Annotated in this window: 2 protein-coding genes (1 of these 2 only partly in view); both read right to left on the bottom strand. The window is 72.0% G+C overall.

Annotated elements, in window-relative coordinates; translation table 11 throughout:
- Positions 1-10,795, bottom strand: the 5' portion of a protein-coding gene (locus ACF062_RS12360) for a non-ribosomal peptide synthase/polyketide synthase (protein WP_392137660.1). Its footprint begins 8,309 nt before the window's first position; the window shows 10,795 of its 19,104 coding nt (coding positions 1-10,795); its start codon is at positions 10,793-10,795; its stop codon lies beyond the left edge, outside the window.
- Complete coding sequence (locus ACF062_RS12355) at positions 10,792-23,700, bottom strand: amino acid adenylation domain-containing protein (protein WP_392137659.1); 12,909 nt, start codon at positions 23,698-23,700, stop codon at positions 10,792-10,794. The genes ACF062_RS12360 and ACF062_RS12355 overlap by 4 nt, the downstream gene beginning before the upstream one ends.

The raw sequence follows: 23,700 nt of genomic DNA, 5'->3' as shown, positions 1-23,700 counted from the left end.
CGATCGGGGCGACCGCGTCGACGGCCAGCTTGATGCCGTCGCCGTGGTCGTCGACGGAGAGCGCGAGGGGGAAGTTGTCGCGTTCCTCGGCGAACCGCAGCGTGATGCCCGGAAGCTCGCCGCGCGGCGCGCTGCCGTCGGACCGGTCCGTGTGGTGGCGGTAGTTGAACAGGGCGGTGAACAACGGTGTGTGACCGGTGACGCCGCTGGCGCGCTGGGCGACGGAGAGCGGGGCGTGCTCGTGCTCGAGGAGCCGGGCGAGCTGGTCACGCATGGCGGAGACCGAACTCAGAGCCCCGTAGGAGTCCGTGCGGACGCGGACGGGCAGGGTGTTCATGTACGGGCCGGGCACCCGGTCGGCACCCTCGCCCGCGTTCATGCGGCCGAACAGGACCGTGCCGAACACCACGTCCGTACGGCCGGACACGGCCGCCAGGACCCGGGCCCACGCGACGTGCAGCAAGGTCGCGGGGCTGGCGCCCAGGCGCCGGGAGACCTCACGCAGGCGCCGGGTCGACTCGTCCGCGAAGGGAACCACTTCGCGTACCGAGGAGCCGCCGTCGCCCCGGATCTCCGCGACACCGAACGGCGCGGTGGGCTCGGTGACGTCGCCGAGCAGGTCGGCGAAGTAGCGCTCGTGCTCGGAGCGCTCGACGGCGCCGCGCGTCTGGGCGACGAAGGTGCGGAACGGCAGCGGCTCGGGCAGCTCCCGGCCGCGCCCGGCGAGGATCGCCTGCACCTCGCCGAAGACGATCTCCAGGGCGGTGTGGTCGCGCACCACGTGGTGCGCCCGCAGCAGCCCCAGCCAGCGGCCGGCGCCGCCGGGTACGGCCGCGACGTGCAGGCCGAGCAGCGGTGCCCGGTCCAGGGCCATCGACAGGCCGCCCGCCGTGAGCAGCCGCCGCACCGGGTCGCTGCTCTCGTCGCCCTCGTCGAGCGTGACCTCGACGACGGGCAGGATGGCGTCGCGCCACACGACTTGGACCGGCTCGCGCAGGCCCTTCCACACGATGGACGTGCGGTAGATGTCGTGCCGCTCCACCACTTGGCGCAGGGCGTCCGTGAACGCGTCGAGCCGCTCGCGCGAGTCGAACTCCAGGACCGTGGGGAGCACATAGGCGTCGTCGCCGCCGTCGGCGAGGAGGTGGTGGAAGAGCAGGCCTTCCTGGAGGGGAGCCAACGGGTAGACGTCCGCGACGTTGGACGCGCCGCCGTCGACGGTCGCGACGACGGTCGCGATCTCATCGACGGTCAGATCCACCAGCGGCAGCATCTCCGGCGTAAGGCTCGTGGCACCCGCCGGAATCAGGTTCGCCGGCACCTCGACCCGGACAGCGTCCACCGAAGCCGCGAGACCAGCCGGCGTCGGCGCCTGGAAAAACGTCCGCACAGAGACGGAAACCCCGCGCTTGTGGAGAAGAGCAACGAGCCGGATGGCAAGAAGCGACTGACCCCCCAACTCGAAGAAATCATCATCCACACCAACGCCCTCCACCCCCAAAACCTCGGCGAAGGCCGCACACACGATCTCCTCACGCGCGTTGGACGGACCCCGCACCCCCGCGGCCGCCTCATGCCCGGGAACGGGCAACGCCCTGCGGTCCAGCTTGCCGCTGGCAGTCAACGGCAGAGCATCAAGGACAACGACAGCCGACGGAACCATGTACTCAGGCAGACGCCCAGCCACGAACCCGGCAACCGGACAAGCCAGTTCACCAGTAGTGACGACATACGCGACAAGACGACGGTCACCAGGAATGTCCTCCCGCACGACCACAACGGCCTGCGCGACCTGCGGATGCGCGGCCACCGCCGCCTGGACCTCACCCAGCTCGATACGGAACCCACGCACCTTCACCTGATCATCCGTACGCCCCAGGAACACCAACTGGCCGTCCGCCGTCCACTTCACCCGGTCACCCGAGCGATACATCCGCTCACCACAGGCAGAGAACGGCGAGGCGACGAACCGCTCAGCGGTCAGAGCCCGACGGTTGACATACCCCCGCGCCACACCCGCACCCGACACATACAACTCACCCGCCACACCAACCGGCACAGGCCGCAACGCCTCATCCAGCACGTGAACACGCGCGTTGGGCACAGGCCGGCCCACCACCACATCGGACGACGAGGAAAGCCGGGCGATCGCGGTGTCAACGGTCGCCTCGGTCGGACCATAGAAATTGAAGCCCTCCACACCCTCCAACGACCGCAGCCGCTCCCACAGACCGGCCGGGACCGCCTCACCACCCACACCAATACGCGACGGACCCCCAGACCCCCCGAACAGACCCTCCTCCACCAAAATCTGAAGATAAGAAGGAGTGACCTCGGCGAAATCGATCCGCGACGCACGCATCCACGCCACCAGACGCCCCGCGTCCAGCCACGTCTCCCCGTCCACCACATGCAGCTCATGACCCGTGAACACAGCCGCCAGCTGATTCCACGACGCGTCGAACGACACCGAAGTCGTCAACGCGACCCGCAACACATCACCACCCGCCGCGAACACCCACCGGCCATGACCCTCACACAAACTCACCGCACCCCGATGGGTCACCACCACACCCTTCGGCCGACCCGTCGAACCCGACGTATAAATCACATACGCCGGAGACTCAGACCCCACCACCACACCCAGCGGACCACCATCCAACACCGCCAACGCCGAAACCGTCTCCACGTCATCCACAACCACCAGCGGCGCACCCGACACCGGCAAGACACCCGCCGCCGCATGCGAGGTGATCACCACCACGGGCGCCGCATCCTCGACCATGTACGCGATCCGCTCCAGCGGGTACTCCGGGTCCACCGGCAGATACGCGCCACCGGACTTGAGCACCGCAAGCAGCGCGACAACCAGATCCGCTCCCCGCTCCAGACACACCCCCACCAACGACTCAGGACCCACACCCTGCGCCCGAAGATGACGGGCCAGACGGTTCGACCGCGCGTCCAGCTCCGCATACGAGAGCGACACCTCACCCGCGACCACGGCAACCGCGTCCGCCCGACGAGCCACCTGCACCGCGAACAGCTCCGGCAGCGAACCCGCCACCACCGGAACAGCCGTCTCGTTCCACCCCGTGGAGAGCGACCGCTCACGCTCGTCCAGAACATCCAGAGCGCTCAGCGACAGCTCCGGATCCGCGGTCAACCGCTCCAGGGCCCGCACCCAGCGGGCAACGAGCCGGTCGGCGGTCTCCTCGTCGAACAGATCCGCGGCGGCCACCACCGAACCGCGCAGGCCCGCCGGGGCGCCGGTCTCGTCGAAGACCTCCGACACCGACGCGTCCAGATCGAACTTGGCGGTCGAGGCACCGGCCGGGAACCCAGCGGCGCGCACACCCGGCAGGTCGAGGACGGCCTCGCCGGTGTTCTGCACCTTCAGCATGACCTGGAACAGCGGATGCCGCGCCAGTGAACGCGTCGGAGCGAGCTCCTCCACGAGTTTCTCGAACGGCACGTCCTGGTGCGTGAACGCCGACAGACTCGTCTCGCGTACGCGGCTGAGCACGTCCCTGAAGGTCGGGTCGCCGCTCAGGTCGGTGCGTATGACGAGAGTGTTGATGAAGAAGCCGACCAGGTCGTCCAGGGCCTCGTCCGTGCGGCCGGCGTTCGCGGCGCCGATCGGGATGTCCGTGCCCGCGCCCAGCTTCGAGAGGAGCATCGCCAGCGCGGCCTGCAGGACCATGAACGGTGTCACGCCCTCGGCGCGCGCCACCTCGGCGAGGCGGGCGTGTACGTGTGCCGGGACGGCCAGGGGGATGGTGTGCCCCCGGTGCGAGGGGACGGCGGGGCGCCCGCGGTCGGTCGGCAGCTCCAACTCCTCCGGTGCGCCCTCCAGCGCGGCGCTCCAGTAGGCGACCTGCCGGGAGATCATGCTGTCGGCGTCGTGCTCCTCGCCCAGGAGGGCCCGCTGCCACAGCGCGTAGTCCGCGTACTGGACGGGCAGTGGCTCCCATGCGGGGGCCTCGCCCTGTCGGCGGGCCGTGTACGCGACGGACAGATCGCGCGCCAGCGGCTCCATCGACCAGCCGTCGCCCGCGATGTGGTGGAGGGCGAGGACGAGGACGTGCTCGTCGGTGCCGGCCCGGAACAGCGTGGCCCGGAGGGGGACTTCGGCCGAGAGATCGAAGGGCCGGCCGAGGGCTTCGACGACCGCGCGGTCCAGGTCGTGCGGGGACACGTCGACCACCGTCAGCGCCCGGTCCAGGTCGGCCGGGCCCAGGATCCGCTGGTACGGCTCCCCGTCGGCGGCCTCGAAGACGGTCCGCAGCACCTCGTGCCGCCCGATCACGTCGCGCAGGGCCGCGTCGAGCGCGTCCCGGTCGAGCGGGCCCGTGAGCCGCACGGCGACCGGGATGGTGTAGGTGGCGCCGGGGCCGTCGAGCTGGCCGACGAACCACAGGCGGCGCTGAGCGTAGGAGAGCGGGACGCGCGAGGGGCGGGCGGCGGGAGCGAGCGCGGTGCGCGACGCGGTGGCGCCGCCGAGGCGGGCCGCGAGCGCGGCGGCCGTGGGCGCCTCGAAGAGGGTCCGCAACGGCACCTCGACGCCGAGGACGGCGCGTACGCGGCTGATCAGCCGGGTGGCGAGCAGCGAGTGGCCGCCGAGGGCGAAGAAGTCGTCGTCGACGCCCACGGCGGGTACGCCGAGGGTCTGGGCGAACACTCCGCACAGCAGCTCCTCGTGGAGCGTGGCGGGGCCGCGGTCCGCGTTGGCCGTGTGCACGGGTACGGGCAGGGCGGCGCGGTCGAGCTTGCCGTTGACGGACTGGGGCAGGGCGTCCAGGGCGACGACGGCGGCGGGCACCATGTGTTCGGGCAGTCGAGCGGTGAGGAACTCCCTTACGGTCGCGGTGATGTCGGCGCCGGGCGCGATGGCGGACGGCACGACGTAGGCGACCAGTCGCCGGTCTCCCGGGGTGTCCTCGCGGGCGACGACCGCCACGTGGGCGACGTCGGGGTGCGCGGCGGCGGCGGTCTCGACCTCGCCGGGCTCGATGCGGTAACCGCGGATCTTGACCTGGTCGTCCGCGCGGCCCAGATACTCGACACGGCCCTCGGCATCCTGGCGCACCAGGTCGCCGGTGCGATACATCCGCCGCCCCGGATCGAAGGGGGAGGCGACGAAGCGTTCGACGGTCAGGTCCGCGCGTCGCACGTAGCCGCGGGCGAGGCCCGCGCCCGACACGTACAGTTCGCCGGCGACGCCCACCGGGACGGGCCTGAGCGAGGCATCGAGGACGTAGGCGCGCGTGTTGGGCAGGGGGCGGCCGATCAGCGGGCGTCCGCTCTGCTCGGTGTCGTGGTACAGGACGTGCACGGTGGCCTCGGTCGGGCCATAGAAGTTGAGGCCGAGCGTTCCTTCGGCGGCCCGCAGTCGCTGCCACAGGTCGCTGCCCACGGCGTCACCGCCGAGGAGCAGCGCGCGGGGCCGGTGCACGCGGGCACCGAGGAGGCCTTCGTCGAGGAGCTGTTCGGCCTGGACGGGGGTGACGGCCATGAGGTCGATGCGGGCGGTGTCGACGTAGCGGGCCAGGGCTGTGGTGTCGCGGCGCACGTCGTCGGGGACGATATGCAGTTCGTGGCCCGCGACCATCCACAGGAGCGGCTCCCAGGAGGCGTCGAAGGACAGGGAGTACGTCAGGGCGACGCGCATGCGCGGTCCGGAGCGCGTGATGACACCGGCGCGTTGGAAGGCGGCGAGGTTGGCGAGGCCCTCGTGGGGCACGGCGACGCCCTTGGGGCGGCCGGTCGAGCCCGAGGTGTAGATGACGTACGCGGAGTGGTCGGGGCGGATCGCGACGCCGAGGGGGCCTTCGCCGACGCCGTCGAGGGCCGCCTCGTCCAGGACGAGCACGGGGGCGTCGCCGTCCGGCAGGGCGCCGGCCGTGGCGGCGGTGGCGAGGATGACGGCGGGGGCCGCGTTCTCGACCATGTAGGCGATGCGGTCGGCCGGGTAGCCGGGGTCGAGGGGCAGGTGGGTGCCGCCGGCCTTGAGCACGGCGAGGAGGGCGACGACCGGTTCGGCGCCGCGTTCCAGGCACACGCCGACGACGGACTCGGGCCCGACTCCCCGGTCGACGAGCAGGCGCGCCACCTGGTTGGCGCGCGCGTCGAGTTCGGCGAAGGTGAGGGAGTGGCCGTCGGCGGTGACGGCGACCGCGTCGGGGGTGTGCGCGGCCTGGGCCTCGAAGAGTTCGGGGACGGTGGCGGGCGGCACCTCGGTGGCGGTGTCGTTCCATGCGGTGAGGAGCTGGTGGCGCCGGTCCTCGTCGAGAACGTCGATCGCGGCGAGCGGTCGGGCGGTGTCCTCGGTGAGGGCGTCGAGGAGTCGGGCGAGGGCGGTGCGCAGCAGGGAGCCGACCTCGTGGGGGTCGACGGGGTCGCGCGCGTCCACGGAGAGTGTGAGCTCCTCGCCGTCGTCGTCGACGGAGACGGCGAGGGGGTAGTTCGAGCGCTCCTGGGCGAGGAGGACGCGGATGCCGTCGAGCTGCCGGCCTCCGGTAGCGCCGCGCCGGTAGTTGAACAGGGAGGTGAACAGGGGTGTGTCACCGGTGACGGCGGCGGCCCTCTGCGCGGTGGCGAGCGGCGCGTGCTCGTGTTCGATGAGGCCGGCGAGCTGCTCGCGGAGCGCGGACAGGGCGGTGCGGGTGTCGAGTTCGCCGGTGCGCACGCGCACGGGCAGCATGTTGATGTACGGGCCGGGGGCCTGCCCGTCGCCGGTGGCGGCGCTCATGCGGCCGGACAGCACGGTGCCGAAGACCACGTCGTCGCGGCCGCTGACGGCGGCGAGGACACGCGCCCAGGCGAGGTGCAGGACGGTGGCGGGGCTCGCGCCGAGGTGGCGGGAGACGTCGCGCAGGCGTCGGGTGAGTGCGGGCGCGAAGGGGAGCCGGGCTCGGGACGACCGGGCGCCGTCGCCGCGTGTGTCCACCAGGCCGTAGGGCGCGGTGGGTTCGGTGACGTCGCCGAGCAGTTCGGTGAAGTACCTTTCGTGTTCGGCGCCTTGGAGGCTCGCGCGGGACCGGGCCACGAAGTCGCGGAAGCGCGCGGGCTCGGGCAGTTCGGCGCCGCGCCCGTCGAGGAACGCCCGCACTTCGTCGAGGACGACCGCGAGAGCGGTGTGGTCCTGCACCGTGTGGTGGGCCCGGACCAGGGCGAGCCACCGGCCGCCGACGGGGTCCGCCGCGATGTGCAGGGTGAGCAGCGGGGCCCGGGTCAGGTCCATGGGGGCGTCGCCGAGGGCGAGAAGCTGCTCGGCGGGTTCGCCGTCCTCGTCGAGGGTGATCTCGGTGACGGGCAGGGGGGCGTCGCGCCACACGACCTGGACCGGCTCGCGCAGGCCTTCCCACACGAGGGAGGTGCGCAGGATGTCGTGGCGCTCCATGACGCGGCGCAGTGCGTCGGTGAACGTTTCCAGCCGCTCGCGCGTGTCGAAGGCGAGGACGGTGGGCTGCACGTAGGCGTCCTGGCCGCCGTCGGCGAGCAAGTGGTGGAAGAGCAGGCCCTCCTGGAGGGGGGCGAGCGGGTAGATGTCGGCGATGTTCGGCGCCCCGCCGTCGACGGTCGCGACGATCGTGGCGATCTCGGCGGTGGTCAGATCGACGAGCGGCAGCATGCCGGGGGTGATCGCGGTCGCGTCGGCGGGGATCGGGTTGGGCGGGACGGCGAGCTGGACGGCGTGCGCCGAGGCGGCGAGGCCGGCCGGGGTCGGGGTCTGGAACAGGGCGCGTACGGGTATGTCGGCGCCCAGGACGGCCCGGACCCGGCGCGCGAGTTCGACGGCGAGCAGCGAGTGGCCGCCCAGGGCGAAGAAGTCGTCGTCGACGCCGACGCTCTCCAGGCCGAGGACGTGGGCGAAGACACCGCAGAGCAGCTCTTCGCGCAAGTCGGCCGGCCCGCGGCCCGCCCCGGTCGCGTAGTCGGGCGCGGGCAGGGCCTTGCGGTCGAGTTTTCCGTTGGCGGTCAGCGGCAGCGCGTCAAGCACCAGCACCGCGGACGGCACCATGTGACCCGGCAGGCTCGCGCCCACGTGGGCTCGTAGCTCCGCGGCGTCGGCTTCTCCCCGCTCTCCGTTCGCGGGCGTGGTGTAGGCGACGAGCCGGGCGTCGCCCGGGGTGTCCTCGCGGACGACGACCGCGGCGCGGGCGACCCGGGCATGGCGTTCGAGAACGGCCTCGATCTCGCCCGGCTCGATGCGGAAGCCGCGGATCTTGACCTGGCCGTCGGTGCGGCCCAGGCATTCCAGGGCGCCGCCGGGGCGGCTGCGGGCGACGTCGCCGGTGCGGTAGAGCCGCTCGCCGGGGACGAAGGGGGAGGCGACGAACCGTTCGGCGGTCAGGGCCGCGCGGCCCAGGTAGCCGCGGGCCAGCTGGGCGCCCGCGAGGTAGAGCTCTCCCGTGGCACCGGGGGCCACGGGTCGCAGCCGGTCGTCGAGGACGTAGGCGCGGGTGTTGGCGAAGGGCCGGCCGATGAGGACGGGACCGTCGGTGACTTCGGCGGAGGTGGCCCAGATGGTGGCTTCGGTGGGCCCGTACAGGTTCACGGCGCGGGCGCCGAGGGCATGCAGCTCGGCGGCCAGTTCCCGGGGCAGGGCCTCGCCGCCGACGAGGGCGCGCACGGAGGCGGGCCAGTCGCCGGCGTCCAGGAGCGCGCGCCACAGGGAGGGCACGGCCTGCAGGGCGGTCGCGGCGCTGGTGCGGACCAGGTCGAGGAGGGCGTGGGGGTCACGGACGGTGTCGCGGTCGGCGAGGACGACGGTGGCTCCGCTCACGAGCGGCAGGAACAGTTCCAGGGCCGCGATGTCGAAGGAGACCGTGGTGACGGCGACCAGCCTGTCCCCCGCGCCGAGCGGGACGCGCTCGGCGACCGCGTGCAGGTGGTTGACGAGGGCCTGGTGGCTGACGACGACGCCCTTGGGGCGGCCGGTCGAGCCGGAGGTGTGGATGACGTACGCGGGGTGCTGCGGCAGCAGGGTCGCCCGGCCGGGCGGGGTGGCCGTGTCGCACGCGGTGCGCCCTCCGTCGAGGACGAGGACTGTTTCGGTGGCGGGTATCACGGAGGCACAGGTGAGGTCGGTCAGCACGCAGACCGGGCGCGCGTCGGCGAGCATGTACGCGATGCGCTCCTGGGGGTACTCCGGGTCGACGGGCAGGTAGGCGCCGCCTGCCTTGAGCACGGCGAGCAGCGCGGCGACCAGGTCCGCTCCCCGCTCCATCACCACGGCGACGATCGACTCGGGGCCGACGCCCCGCTCGGCGAGCAGGTGCGCCAGCTGGTTCGCGCGGGCCGCGAGCTGGGCGTACGTGTACGGGTCCTCGCCGTCGACGAGGGCGATCGCGTCGGGGGTGCGGGCCACCTGGGCCTCGAAGAGGTCCGGCAGTGTGGCGGCCGGGATCTCCGTGTCGGTGTCGTTCCACCCGTGGAGTGCCTGGTGCAGCTCGGCGTCGTCCAGGAGTCGTACGTCGCCGACGCGGGTGGCGGGGTCGTCGGCGAGGGCCTCGACGACGCGGGCGAGCCGGTCGGCGATCGCCCGTACGGAGTCGGCGTCGAACAGGTCGGCGGCTGCGATGACGGAGCCCCGCAGCCCGGCCGGGGCACCGTTCTCGTGGAACGTCTCGCCGACGCCGATCTCCAGGTCGAACTTGGCGGCGGTGTCGCCGGTGGGCACCGGTTCGGCGTGGACGCCCGGCAGTCGGAGCGCCGCGTCGCCGGTGTTCTGGAGCATCAGCATGACCTGGAACAGCGGGTGGCGGGCCAGGGAGCGGGTCGGGGCGAGCTCCTCGACCAGCTTCTCGAAGGGGACGTCCTGGTGCTCGAAGGCCGCCAGGCTCGCTTCCTGGACGCGGGCGAGGAGTTCGCGGAACGTCGGGTCGCCCGACAGGTCGGTGCGCACCACGAGGGTGCTGACGAAAAAGCCCACCAGGTCGTCGAGGGCCTCGTCGCCGCGGCCCGCGTTGACGGAGCCGATCGGGATGTCGGTGCCCGCGCCGAGCCGGGACAGGGTCACGGCGAGGGCTGCCTGGAGCACGGTGAACAGCGTGACGCCCTCGGTGAGCGCGACCTCGGCGAGGCGCGCGTGGACCGCGGCGGGCACCTCGAAGGGGATGGTGTGGCTGGTGTGGCCGAGGACGGCCGGACGCGTCCGGTCGTACGGCAGCTCCAGTTCCTCCGGCACGTCGGCAAGCGCCTCGCGCCAGTGCGCGGTCTGCCGGGAGAACAGGCTGTCGGGGTCGCTCTCGTCGCCGAGGAGTTCGCGCTGCCAGAGCGTGTAGTCCGCGTACTGCACGGCCAGCGGCTCCCAGGCCGGGGGCGTGCCCCGGGTGCGGGAGGTGTAGGCGGTGGACAGGTCGCGGGCGAGCGGGCCCATGGACCAGCCGTCGCCCGCGATGTGGTGGACGACCATGACGAGCACGTGCTCGTCGGGTGCCGTGGTGAACAGCCAGGCCTTGACGGGTATCTCGGCCGTGAGGTCGAAGGCGTACCCGACAGCGGCGGCGATCTTCCTGTCCAGGTCGGCCGGGGCGACGTCGGCGGCCGTGAGGTGCCAGGCCAGGTCGGTGGCCTTCAGCACGCGCTGGTAGGGCTCACCCGCCGCGACTCCGTACACGGTGCGCAAGATCTCGTGGCGGCCGATGACGTCCCGCAGGGCGGCGTCGAGGGCTGCCGGGTCGACCGCGCCGGTCAGGCGCTGTGCGACGCGGATGTTGTAGGCCGCGCCAGGTCCCTCCAACTGGGAGATGAACCACAGCCGACGCTGCGCGTATGACAACGGAATCATCGGGACTCCTCCTGGTTACGCATCGGCCGCAGCGCGGGCCTAGCAGAGCTCACATTTCCAAGCTGACGTACGAGCCCGGACACCGTCCGCGCTCGGAAAAGCACCCGCAGGGACACCTCGACCCCGAGCACCGTCCGCAGACGGCTCGTGAGGCGGGCGGCGAGCAGGGAGTGCCCGCCGAGGGCGAAGAAGTCGTCGTCGACGCCCACGTCGGGCAGGCCGAGCACCTCGGCGAACGCCACGCACAGGGCTTTCTCCCGCGCCGTGGTGGGCGCCCGGCCGGTGCGCGCGGCGGGTCCCGCGGCGGGCAGGGCTCCGTGGTCCACCTTGCCGTTGGCCGTCAGGGGGAGGGCGTCGAGGACGACGAGCGAGGACGGCACCATGTACTCGGGCAGCCGCGCCTCGGCGAACCGCCGTACGTCCGGAACCAGTTCTTCCCCCACGGATGCGGCGGGCACCACGTAGCCGATCAGGCGTCTGCCGCCCGCGCCGTCCTCGCGGACGACGACGGCGGCCTGGGTGACGCCGGGGTGGGCGGCCAGGACGGCCCGGACCTCGCCCGGCTCGACGCGGAAGCCGCGGATCTTCACCTGGTCGTCGACGCGGCTGGCGAACGCCAGCCGGCCGTCGGCCGTCCAGCGCACCCGGTCGCCCGTGCGGTAGAGCCGCTCGCCCGCCCCGTCGAAGGGCGAGGCCACGAACCGCTCGGCGGTCAGGGCCGGGCGGCCCACGTAGGCGCGGGCGAGCCCGGCGCCCGCGACGTACAGCTCGCCGTCGACGCCGGCCGGGACGGGGTTGAGGCTCTCGTCGAGCACGTACACCCGCGAGTTGGTGATCGGCGTGCCGATGCCGGGCCGGTCGTCGTCCTCGGCGAGCGTGTCCGACATGGTCGCGCACACGGTCGTCTCGGTCGGGCCGTACGCGTTGACGAAGCGGCGGCCGGGCGAGAAGCGGGCGACCAGTTCGCCGCCGAGCGCCTCACCGGCCGATACCAGGGTGGTGACCGGGGCGAGGTCCTCGGGTTCCAGCACGGACAGGACGGCGGGCGGCAGTGTGGCGTGGGTGACCCCGTGGCGTGCCACGAGTTCGGCCAGCCCGCCGCCCGGCAGCAGCGTCTCGGCGGGCGCCACCACCAGGCGGGCACCCGAGCACAGCGCCATGACCAGCTCCCAGGTCGCCGCGTCGAAGCCCGGCGAGGCGAACTGGAGGACCCGGCTGTCGGCGCCGACCTCGAACCGCTCGATCTGTGCGGTCACCAGGCTGGCGACGCCGGTGTGGGTGACGACCACCCCCTTGGGCCGGCCTGTCGAACCCGAGGTGAAGATCATGTACGCGGGGTGGGCGGGCCGCAGCCGTGCGTTCCGCTCCTCGTCGCTGAGGACTCCCCCGTCGTACGCCTCGATCTCCGTCGCCAGCGGCGGTTCGTCGAGGACGAGGACCGGTGCCACGGTGCCGCCCGGCACGACGGGCGCGCACAGCGCCGATGCGAGGACCATCGCCGCACCCGACTCGTCGAGCATGAACGCGATGCGCTCCGCCGGGTACTCCGGGTCGACCGGCAGATAGGCGCCGCCCGCCTTGAGGACACCGAGCAGGGTGACGATCAGGTCGATGCCGCGCTCGCGCACCACCGCGACCACCGACTCCGGGCCGACGCCCCGGCCGGTCAGGAATCGTGCGAGCCGGTTGGCCCGCGCGTCCAGCTCCGCGTACGTCAGCTCCGCGCCGTCGGAGGCGACGGCGACCGCGTCCGGACACTGGCGGACCCGGGCGGCGAACAGCTCGGGCACTGTCGCGGGTGGCACGTCGGCGGCCGTGTCGTTCCACTCGGCGAGCACCCGGTGGCGCTCGTCGTCGGCCAGCACGCCGACCGTGCTCAGCGGCGGGTCGGCCGCGCCGTCGAGGGCCTGCTCGGCGGCGCTCACCAGTTCCTCGACGGCGGTGCGTGCCAGGACGGCCACCGTCTCCGGGTCGATCGGGGCGACGGCGTCGACGATCAGCTCCAGGCCGTCGCCGTCGTCGTCGACGAGCAGGGCGAGCGGGTAGTTGGTGCGCTCGCGGGTGAACAGCAGCCGAGTGCCCGGCAGGGACGCGTTCCAGCGCTCGTCCAGGTCCTCGCCGACGCTGCGCCGGTAGTTGAGGCAGGCGGTGAACAAGGGGGCATCGCCTTCCAGTCCGGCCGCCCGCTGCGCCACGACCAGCGGCGCGTGCTCGTGTTCCAGGAGCCGGGCGAGCTGGCCGCGCATGGCGGTGATCGCCCCGAGCGCGCCCGTCCGGGCCGTGGGGACGCGTACGGGAAGGGTGTTGATGAACGGGCCCGGCACCCGGTCGGCCCCGGCGCCCGCGTTCATGCGGCCGAACAGGACCGTGCCGAACACCACGTCCTGCCGGCCGCTGACCGCGGCCAGGACCCGCGCCCAGGCCACGTGCAGCACGGTCGCCGCGCTGACGCCCGCGCGCCGCGCCACCTCTCGCAGCCGCCCTGCCAGTTCGGGGCCGGCCGCGACGCGGGCCCGGGCCAGCGAGGCGCCGTCGCCGCGCACGTCCACCAGGCCGAAGGGCGCTGTGGGCTCGGTGACGTCGCCCAACAGCTCGGCGAAGTACCGCTCGTGCTCGGCGCGGGGGACGCCGCCGCGCGCCTGGGCGACGAAGGTGCGGAAGGGCAGCGGTTCGGGCAGCTGGTCGCCGCGCCCGTCGAGGAACGCGGTCACCTCGTCCAAAAGCACTTCCAAGGCGGTGCCGTCGCGGACCATGTGGTGGGCGCGGAGGAGCGCGATCCAGTGCTCGGGTTCGGTCCCCGCGGGTACGGCCGCGACGTGCAGGTCGAGCAGCGGGCCCCGGCCCAGGTCCATGCGGGCGCCACCCGCGGCGACGAGCTCGGCGACCGGGTCGGTGCCGCGCGGGTCCAGGACGACCTCCGTGACGGGCAGGGGCGCCTCGCGCCACACCACCTGCACGGGCTCGCGCAGTCCCTCCCACACATAGGAGGTCCGGTAGATGTCGTGCCGCTCCACCACGCGCCGCAGCGCGTCGGTGAAGGCGTCGAGCCGGGCCCGCGAGTCGAACTCCAGCACTGCCGGCATGACGTACGCGTCGTCACCGCCGTCCGCGAGCAGGTGGTGGAAGAGCAGGCCTTCCTGGAGCGGGGCGAGCGGGTAGACATCCTTGACGTTGGCCGCCCCGCCCTCGACGGAGGCGACCACGACGGCCACCTCATCGGCGGTCAGGTCGACCAGCGGCAGCATCGCGGGCGTGATCTCGGTGGCACCGGCCGGGATGAGGTTGTCCGGGACGACGACCTGCTCCGCGCCGGCGGACGCCGCGAGGGAGGCCACGGTCGGGTGGTCGAACAGGGCACGCACGGAGACGGACACGCCGCGCCCCCGCAGGATCTCGATCAGGCGCACGGCCACCAGGGAGTGACCGCCCAGCTCGAAGAAGTCGTCGTCGACGCCGACGCTCTCCAGGTCCAGGACCTCGGCGAAGGCGGCGCAGAGGATCTCCTCGCGCACGTCGGCCGGTGCCCGGCCCGCCCCCGCGACCGCCGCGAAGTCGGGGGCGGGCAGGGCCTTGCGGTCCAGCTTGCCGTTGCCGGTCAGCGGCAGCCCGTCCAGGACGACGACCGCCGACGGCACCATGTGCTCGGGCAGCCGCTGCCCCGCGAAGTGCCGGACGGACTGGGTGAGTTCGGCTCCCGCCTCGATCCGGTCGTTCGGGACGACGTAGGCGACGAGTCGCCGGTCGCCCGGGGTGTCCTCGCGGGCGATCACGGCGGCCTGGTCGACCAGCGGGTGGCCGGTCAGGACGCCCTGGACCTCGCCGGGCTCGATGCGGAAGCCACGGATCTTGACCTGGTCGTCGGCACGGCCGAGGAAGACCACCTGGCCGTCCGCCGTCCACTTGGCCCGGTCACCCGTGCGGTACATACGCCCGCCCGGCTCGAAGGGGCTGGCCACGAAACGCTCGGCCGTCAGGCTCTCGCGCCCGACGTAGCCTCGGGCCAGCTGCGCCCCGGAGACGTACAACTCGCCGGCGACGCCCTGCGCGACCGGCCTGAGCCGCTCGTCCAGGACATAGAAGCGGGTGTTGGCGATCGGGCTGCCGACCGGAACCTTCTCCCCGGCGACCATGTCGACGGTCAGACGGGCAGTCGCGACACCGATCGTCGTCTCGGTCGGCCCGTAATGGTTGTGGACCTCGCACTCGCCCGCAGCGGCGAGCAGCTCCCGCAGCCAGGCCGGGGAGGCGGCCTCGCCACCCAGCACGAGAGACTTCCTCGGCAGGACACCTTCCACGCCACCGGCCGCGGAGAGCGCGGCAAGGTGGGAAGGGACGGCCTTGAAGTGGTCGATCCGGTGCTCGGCCAGGTACGCGGACACCGCCTGCGGGTCGGTGACCGCACCCTCGTCCAGGATGTGCAGCTCACCGCCGGATGCCAGGCTGGCGAAGACCACCGTGTTGCCCAGATCCGTCGCCTGCGCCTGGAGCAGCGCATACCGCGCACCCTGGCCACCGAAACCGACCCGCCCGGGAACAGAAGCCACATAGTTCGCGACTCCGCCGTGCGTCACAGCCACACCCTTGGGCTGACCGGTCGAACCCGACGTATAGATCACATACGCGAGCGACCGCACATCAACAACCCTGCCAGGACGCTCCCTCGAAGCCGCCGCAAGCTGCATCTCCACAAACGCGTCATCGATCGCCACCAGACGCGAACGGCCCGCCGGCAGCTCGTCCAGGATCTCCTCCGTCGTCAGCGCCAACGCCGCACGACTGTCACGCAACATGAACGCGATCCGGTCCGTCGGCTGCTGCGGATCGATCGGCAGATAGGCCGCACCCGCCTTCCACACACCCACGATCGCCGCGATCATGTCGGTTCCACGCGGCAGACACAGACCCACCACCGACTCCGCACCGACCCCTTGGCCGATCAGGTAATGCGCGATCCGGTTCGCCCGCGCGTCCAACTCCCCGTACGACGTACCGGAGCCGTCCGAGACGATCGCCGACGCGTCGGGCGCCACGGCCGCCCTCGCCTCGAACAACTCGTGCACCAGCTCTGCCGAGACATCGGACGCCGTGTCGTTCCAGCCGGCCAGCACCCGGTGGCGCTCATCATCGGCCAGCACCTCGACGGCGCCGAGCGGGACGTCCGGGCCGCCTTCGAGCGCGGATTCCAGGGCGGATACGAGGTTTCCGGCGGCGGTGCGTACGAGGACGCCGACCGCGTGGGAGTCGATGGGCGCGACGGAGTCGACGGCGACCTCGGTGCGGTCGCCGTAGTCATCGAGCAGTACGACCAGCGGGTAGTTGGTGCGCTCGCGCACGGACAGAAGCCGCGCCCCTTCCATGCCCTCGTCGACGGCACGGCCAGGGTTGCGCCGGTAGTTGAGGAAGGAGGTGAACAGCGGGGTGTCGCCGGTGACCCCGCTGGCGCGCTGGGCGACGACCAGCGGCGCGTGCTCGTGCTCCAGGAGCTCGGCGAGCTGACCACGCATCGCTGACACCGCCGCGAGCGCGCCCGGTTCCTCCGTCCGTACCCGCACGGGGAGGGTGTTCATGAACGGTCCCGCCACCCGGTCGGCCCCGGCGCCCGCGTTCAGGCGGCCGTACAGGACGGTGCCGAAGACGACGTCCTCCCGGCCGCTGACAGCGGCGAGGACCCGGGCCCAGGCGACGTGCAGGACGGTCGCCGTACTGGTGCCGACCCGGCGCGCGACGGCCCGCAGACGCCGGTCCAACTCGGCCGGGAACGGCACCACCGCGTGGACCGTGTCCGCGCCGTCGCCGCGTACGTCCGCCATCCCGTACGGGGCTGTCGGCTCGGTGACGTCGCCGAGGAGGTCGGCGAAGTAGCGCTCGTGCCCGGCCCGGTCGGCTCTGCCGCGCACCTGGGCGACGAAGTCGCGGAACGGCAGTGGCTCGGGAAGCTCGTCACCACGCCCGGCCAGCAGTGCCTCGACCTCGTCGAGGACGACCTGGAGCGCGGTGTGGTCGCGGACCGTGTGGTGCATGCGCAGCAGCACGAGCCAGCGGCCGCCGGCCGGGTCCGCCGCGACATGGGCACCCAGGAGGGGGGCCCGGCCCAGGTCCATGGAGGCGCCGCCGGCCTCGACGAGCTCGGCGACCGGGTCGGTGCCCTTCGGGTCGAGGACGACCTCATCGACGGGCAGCGCGGCGCGGCGCCACACGACCTGGACGGGCTCGCGCTGGCCCTCCCACACGAACGAGGTCCGGTAGATGTCGTGCCGGTCCACCACACGCTGGAGGGCGGCGGTGAAGGCATCCGCCCGGTCCCGGGAGTCGAAGTCGAGGACCGCGCGCATGACGTAGGCGTCCTCGCCGCCGTCCGCGAGCAGGTGGTGGAAGAGCAGGCCTTCCTGGAGCGGGGCGAGCGGGTACACGTCCTTGACGTTGGCCGCCCCGCCCTCGACGGAGGCGACCACGACGGCCACCTCGTCGGCGGTCAGGTCGACCAGCGGCAGCATCGCTGGCGTGATCTCGGTGGCACCGGCCGGGATGAGATTGTCCGGGACGACGACCCGCTCCGCGCCGGCGGACGCCGCGAGGGAGGCCACGGTCGGGTGGTCGAAGAGGGTGCGCACAGAGATGGAGACACTCTGGGCGCGCAGGATCTCGACGAGGCGTACGGCCATCAGCGAGTGGCCGCCGAGCCGGAAGAAGTCGTCGTCGACGCCCACGTTCTCCAGACCCAGGACCTCGGCGAACGCCGCGCACAGGATCTCCTCGCGGACAGTCTCCGGGCCACGCCCGGCGCCCGCGAGGCCGGCGTAGTCGGGGGCGGGCAGGGCCTTGCGGTCCAGCTTGCCGTTCACGTTCAGCGGCAGCGCGTCCAGGACCACGACCGCCGAGGGGACCATGTACTCCGGGAGCCGCCCGGCCACGAACTCGCGTACGACTGCGGCCTGTTCGTCCGCCTCTTCCCTCTCGTCCATCCCGCCCGCCTGGCCGGTCGGGACGACGTAGGCGACGAGGTGGGTGTCCCCGGGCATGTCCTCACGGGCGACCACAGCGGCCTGAGCGACCTGCGGATGCGCCGCCACCACCGCCCGCACCTCACCCGGCTCGATACGGAAACCACGGATCTTGACCTGCTCATCCGCACGCCCCAAATACTCCAGCTGCCCACCCGCGTTCCACCGCACCACATCACCCGTGCGATACATACGCTGCCCTGCGGCGAAAGGATCCGCCACGAAACGCTCAGCGGACAGCCCCGGCCGCCCCACATACCCACGAGCAAGCTGAACACCCGCCAGATACAACTCTCCACCCACACCCACCGGCACCGGCTGAAGACCCGCATCAAGAACAAACACACGAGTATTCGCAACCGGAGCACCGATCGGCACCGACGACACCCCCGGCACACACCGCCACGCCGTCACATCCACGGACGCCTCGGTCGGCCCATACAAATTGTGCAGCTCCACCCCCGGAAACACATCGAAGAACCGCTCCTGCGCCGCCACCGACAACGCCTCACCCGAGCAGATCACCCGCCGCAAACCACCACACTCCCCCACCGACACCTCGGCAAGGAACACCTCCAGCATCGACGGCACGAAATGCACCGTCGTCACACCCTGCTCCCGGATCAACGAAGCCACATAACCCGGCTCCCGATGCCCACCCGGCCTCGCCACCACCAGCGCCGCACCCTCCAGCAACGGCCAGAAGAACTCCCACACCGACACATCGAAACCGAACGGCGTCTTCTGCAACACCCGGTCACCAGCACCCAGCCCAAACCGGCCCTGCATCCACACAAGACGATTCACGACCCCCGCATGCGGCACCACCACACCCTTCGGCCGCCCCGTCGACCCCGACGTGAACATCACATACGCGGGATCCTGTGGCTTCGAACTGCGCTCGCCGGGGCGCAACTTCCCGCCCCGGACGCCCGTGAAGTCGGCCTCGTCCAGGAGCACGCGGGCCGTGCCCTCGGGCAGCAGCCCCGCCAGCCCGGCGAGGGTCACCACCGAAGCGGCTCCGGCGGCCTCAAGGACGTAGGCGATCCGCTCCGCCGGGTACTCCGGATCCACCGGCAGATACGCCGCACCCGCCTTCACCACACCAAGCAGCGCCACCACCAACTCGACACCACGCTCCAGACACACCCCCACCACCGACTCGGCACCCACACCCCGAGCGATCAGCAACCGCGCCAACTGATTGGCCCGGAAATCCAGCTCCGCATACGAAACCGACTCGCCCTCGAAGACCACCGCCACCGCATCCGGCGTCCGCGCCACCTGCGCCTCGAACAACTCCGGAAGAGTCGCGGGCACCAGGGGTGCGTCGGTGTCGTTCCACTCGACGAGCACCCGGCGGCGCTCGTCCTCTCCGAGTACCGGGATCGCACTCAGCGGCAGGTCGGGCCCGCCGTCCAGCGCGGACTCCAGGGCGGCGACGAGGGACGCGACGGCCGTGCGGGCCAGCGCGGCCACGGCGGCGGAGTCGATGGGAGCGGTCGCGTCCACGGAGAGACCGATCTTGTCCCCGTTGTCGTCGACGAGGAGCGCGAGCGGGTAGTTGGAGAGCTCGCGCGCGAAGAGCAGGCGCGTGCCCTCCATCGCCGCGTCCCAGCTCGTCTCGGCGTCCTGGCCTGCGTTGTGCCGGTAGTTGAGGAAGGAGGTGAACAGCGGGGTGTCGCCGGTGACCCCGCTGGCGCGCTGGGCGACGGCCAGCGGCGCGTGCTCGTGCTCCAGGAGCTCGGCGAGCTGACCACGCATCGCTGACACCGCGGCGAGGGAGCCGGCTTCGGCGGTGCGGGCGCGCACCGGCAGCATGTTCATGAACGGGCCGGGCACGCGGTCCGCGCCCGAGCCGGCGTTCATGCGGCCGAGCAGGACGGTGCCGAAGACGACGTCGTCGCGGCCGCTGACGGCGGCGAGGACCCGGGCCCAGGCGACGTGCAGGACGGTCGCCGTACTGACGCCCGCGCGGCGGGCGGCCGTGCGGAGCCGTACGGTCAGCTCCTGCTCCAGCGGGAGCGGTTCGAGGACGGCGTCCGAGCCGTCGCCGCGTACGTCCGCCATCCCGTACGGGGCTGTCGGCTCGGTGACGTCGCCGAGGAGCTCGGCGAAGTAGCGCTCGTGTTCGGCGCGGTCCACGGTGGAGCGGGCCTGGGCGACGAAGTCGCGGAAGGGCAGCGGCTCCGGCAGCTCGTCGCCCCGGCCCGCCAGAAGCGCCCGCACCTCGTCGAGGACGACCTGGAGCGCGGTGTGGTCGCGGACCGTGTGGTGCATGCGCAGCAGCACGAGCCAATGGCCACTGCCCGGCTCGGCCGCGACGTGCAGGTCGAGCAGCGGGGCCCGGCGCAGGTCCATGCGGGCGCCCCCGGTGGCGACGAGGTCGGCCACCGGGTCGGCGGCGTCCTGGTCCAGGGTCACGTCCACGACGGGCAGCGCGGCGCGGCGCCACACGACCTGGACCGGCTCGCGCAGGCCCTCCCAGGCCAGGGACGTGCGGAAGATGTCGTGCCGGTCGACCACCTGCTGAAGGGCGTCGGTGAACGCGTCGACGCGCTCTCGGGCGTCGAACTCGAAGACCGCCGGCATGACGTAGGCGTCGTTTCCGCCGTCCGCGAGCAGGTGGTGGAAGAGCAGGCCTTCCTGGAGCGGGGCGAGCGGGTAGACGTCCTTGACGTTGGCCGCCCCGCCCTCGACGGAGGCGACCACGACGGCCACCTCGTCGGCGGTCAGGTCGACCAGCGGCAGCATCGCTGGCGTGATCTCGGTGGCACCGGCCGGGATGAGATTGTCCGGGACGACGACCCGCTCGGCGCCCATGGAGCGTGCGACGCCGGCCGGTGTGGGGGCGTCGAAGAGGGCTCTCATGGATACCGAGACGTTCTGGGTGCGCAGGATCTCGACGAGGCGCACCGCGAGGAGGGAGTGGCCGCCGAGCCGGAAGAAGTCGTCGTCGACGCCCACGTTCTCCAGACCCAGGACCTCGGCGAACGCCGCGCACAGGATCTCCTCGCGGACAGTCTCCGGGCCACGCCCGGCGCCCGCGAGGCCGGCGTAGTCGGGGGCGGGCAGGGCCTTGCGGTCCAGCTTGCCGTTCACATTCAACGGCAACGCGTCCAGGACCACGACCGCCGAGGGGACCATGTACTCCGGGAGCCGCCCTGCCACGAACTGCACGATGGATTCGGGGAGCCGACTGCCGTACTCCTCGCGGGGAACGACGTAGGCGACGAGGTGGGTGTCCCCGGGCATGTCCTCACGGGCGACCACGGCGGCCTGAGCGACCTGCGGATGCGCCGCCACCACCGCCCGCACCTCACCCGGCTCGATACGGAAACCACGGATCTTGACCTGCTCATCCGCACGCCCCAAATACTCCAGCTGCCCACCCGCGTTCCACCGCACCACATCACCCGTGCGATACATACGCTGCCCCACGGCGAAAGGATCCGCCACGAAACGCTCAGCGGTCAGCCCCGGCCGCCCCACATACCCACGAGCAAGCTGAACACCCGCCAGATACAACTCTCCACCCACACCCACCGGCACCGGCTGAAGACCCGCATCAAGAACAAACACACGAGTATTCGCAACCGGAGCACCGATCGGCACCGACGACACCCCCGGCACACACCGCCACGCCGTCACATCCACGGACGCCTCGGTCGGCCCATACAAATTGTGCAGCTCCACCCCCGGAAACACGTCGAAGCACCGCTCCTGCGCCGCCACCGACAACGCCTCACCCGAGCAGATCACCCGCCGCAAACCACCACACTCCCCCACCGACACCTCGGCAAGGAACACCTCCAGCATCGACGGCACGAAATGCACCGTCGTCACACCCTGCTCCCGGATCAACGAAGCCACATAACCCGGCTCCCGATGCCCACCCGGCCTCGCCACCACCAGCGCCGCACCCTCCAGCAACGGCCAGAAGAACTCCCACACCGACACATCGAAACCGAACGGCGTCTTCTGCAACACCCGGTCACCAGCACCCAGCCCAAACCGGCCCTGCATCCACACAAGACGGTTCACGACCCCCGCATGCGGCACCACCACGCCCTTCGGCCGCCCCGTCGACCCCGACGTGAACATCACATACGCGGGGTTCTCGGGCCGCACCTCGACGCCCAGGGGCCCGTCGTCCAGGCCGGCCTGCTCCGGGTCGTCCACGCGCACCCGCGTGACGTCCGCGGGCAGCAGGGACTCCAGCGCCCCGGTCGTGACCACCGAAGCGGCTCCGGCGGCCTCAAGGACGTAGGCGATCCGCTCCGCCGGGTACTCCGGATCCACCGGCAGATACGCCGCACCCGCCTTCACCACACCAAGCAGCGCCACCACCAACTCGACACCACGCTCCAGACACACCCCCACCACCGACTCGGCACCCACACCCCGAGCGATCAGCAACCGCGCCAACTGATTGGCCCGGAAATCCAGCTCCGCATACGAAACCGACTCGCCCTCGAAGACCACCGCCACCGCATCCGGCGTCCGCGCCACCTGCGCCTCGAACAACTCCGGAAGAGTCGCGGGCACCAGGGGCGCGTCGGTGTCGTTCCACTCGACGAGCACCCGGCGGCGCTCGTCCTCGTCCATGAGCTCGGCGCACGCGACGAGGTCGTCGGGTGCGGCGTTCGCGAGCCAGTGGGCGACGTTCAGATAGCGGCGGGAGAGGTCGGCGGCGTCGGTGAGGTCATGGTGGTCAGGGTTCGCGTCGACGTTGATCTGCATGCCCGCGCGGTCATAGATGTCGATGCGGACGTCGTCGACGGGGCCGGTGGACAGGTTGTGGGTGACGGTGGGGCAGTCGCCGAAGCGCAGGTCGTAGTCGAAGGCCATGACGTTGATGTGCAGCCCGCACAGGTCGCCGTCGGCGATGTTCAGGTCGTGCAGCATGTCCTTGTAGCGGTACTGCTGGTGCCGCAGCCCTTCGCGGACCGCACGGGAGGTGTGTCGTACGACGTCCTCGACGGTGGAGTCCGGGCCGATGGTGAGCCGGAGCGGCAGGATGTTGGAGGTCATGCCGGGCACGCCGAGGGTCCGCTTGTCGTAACGGGCGCGCACGGGCAGACCGACGGTGACCTCGCGTTCGCCGGTGACTCGGTGCTGGTGGAGGGCGGCGGCCGCGATCATCAGGCCGGCGAAGCTGGTACCGAGGCGGCGCGCGCCGGTCTTGAGGACGTCGACGGCGTCCGTGTCGATGCCGTCGGTGTGGCGCAGGGGGGCGCGCTGGGCGCGGCGGGACTTGTACGCGTCGCCGCCGTGGACGGCGGGGTGGTCTGCGAGGAGCTCGCGCCAGTAGCGCCGGTCCTCCTCGAACTGCTCGGACTCGCGGTAGGCGCGGTCGGCGTCGAGGAGTACGGAGACGGGGTCGGCGGCGCCCTCGGAGGGGTCGCGGCCTTCCAGGAGCGCGGTGTAGATCTCGGCGGCACGCCGGGCCATGACGACGCCGCCCTGGCCGTCGAGGACGAGGTGGTGGGGGCGTACGTACCAGTAGTGGAGCTCGTCCGCCACCTTGATGAGGGCGTTGCCGAACAGCGGGCCGCCGTCGAGTTCGGCGGGGCGCGCGAGGTCGGCGTCCATCCAGGCGCGGGCGGCGGCGGACGGGTCGGGCTCGCCGCTGACGTCGACGATCTGGACGGGGTAGTCGGCGGCGTCGTGCAGGTACTGCATCGGTGTTCCGTCGACGGTGCGCACGCGCAGGCGCAGCGTCTCGATCTCGCGCACACGCAGGTCGGCGGCGCGCACGAGGAGCTCGTGGTCCACGGGGCCGTGGATCTCGATGTACTCCGAGATGAAGAAGGCCCGGTTGCGGGGGGCGAGTTGCTGTGCGTACCAGATGCCGAGCTGTCCGCCCATCAATTCGCGGAGCTCACCCTCGATCTTGGCCAT

Origin of the sequence: Streptomyces sp. NPDC015345 (assembly GCF_043078805.1) — a bacterium.
In the GTDB taxonomy this organism is placed as follows: Bacteria; Actinomycetota; Actinomycetes; order Streptomycetales; family Streptomycetaceae; genus Streptomyces.
Note: the sequence above shows the minus strand (reverse complement) of the source record. Positions and strands in the feature narration are given on the sequence as shown.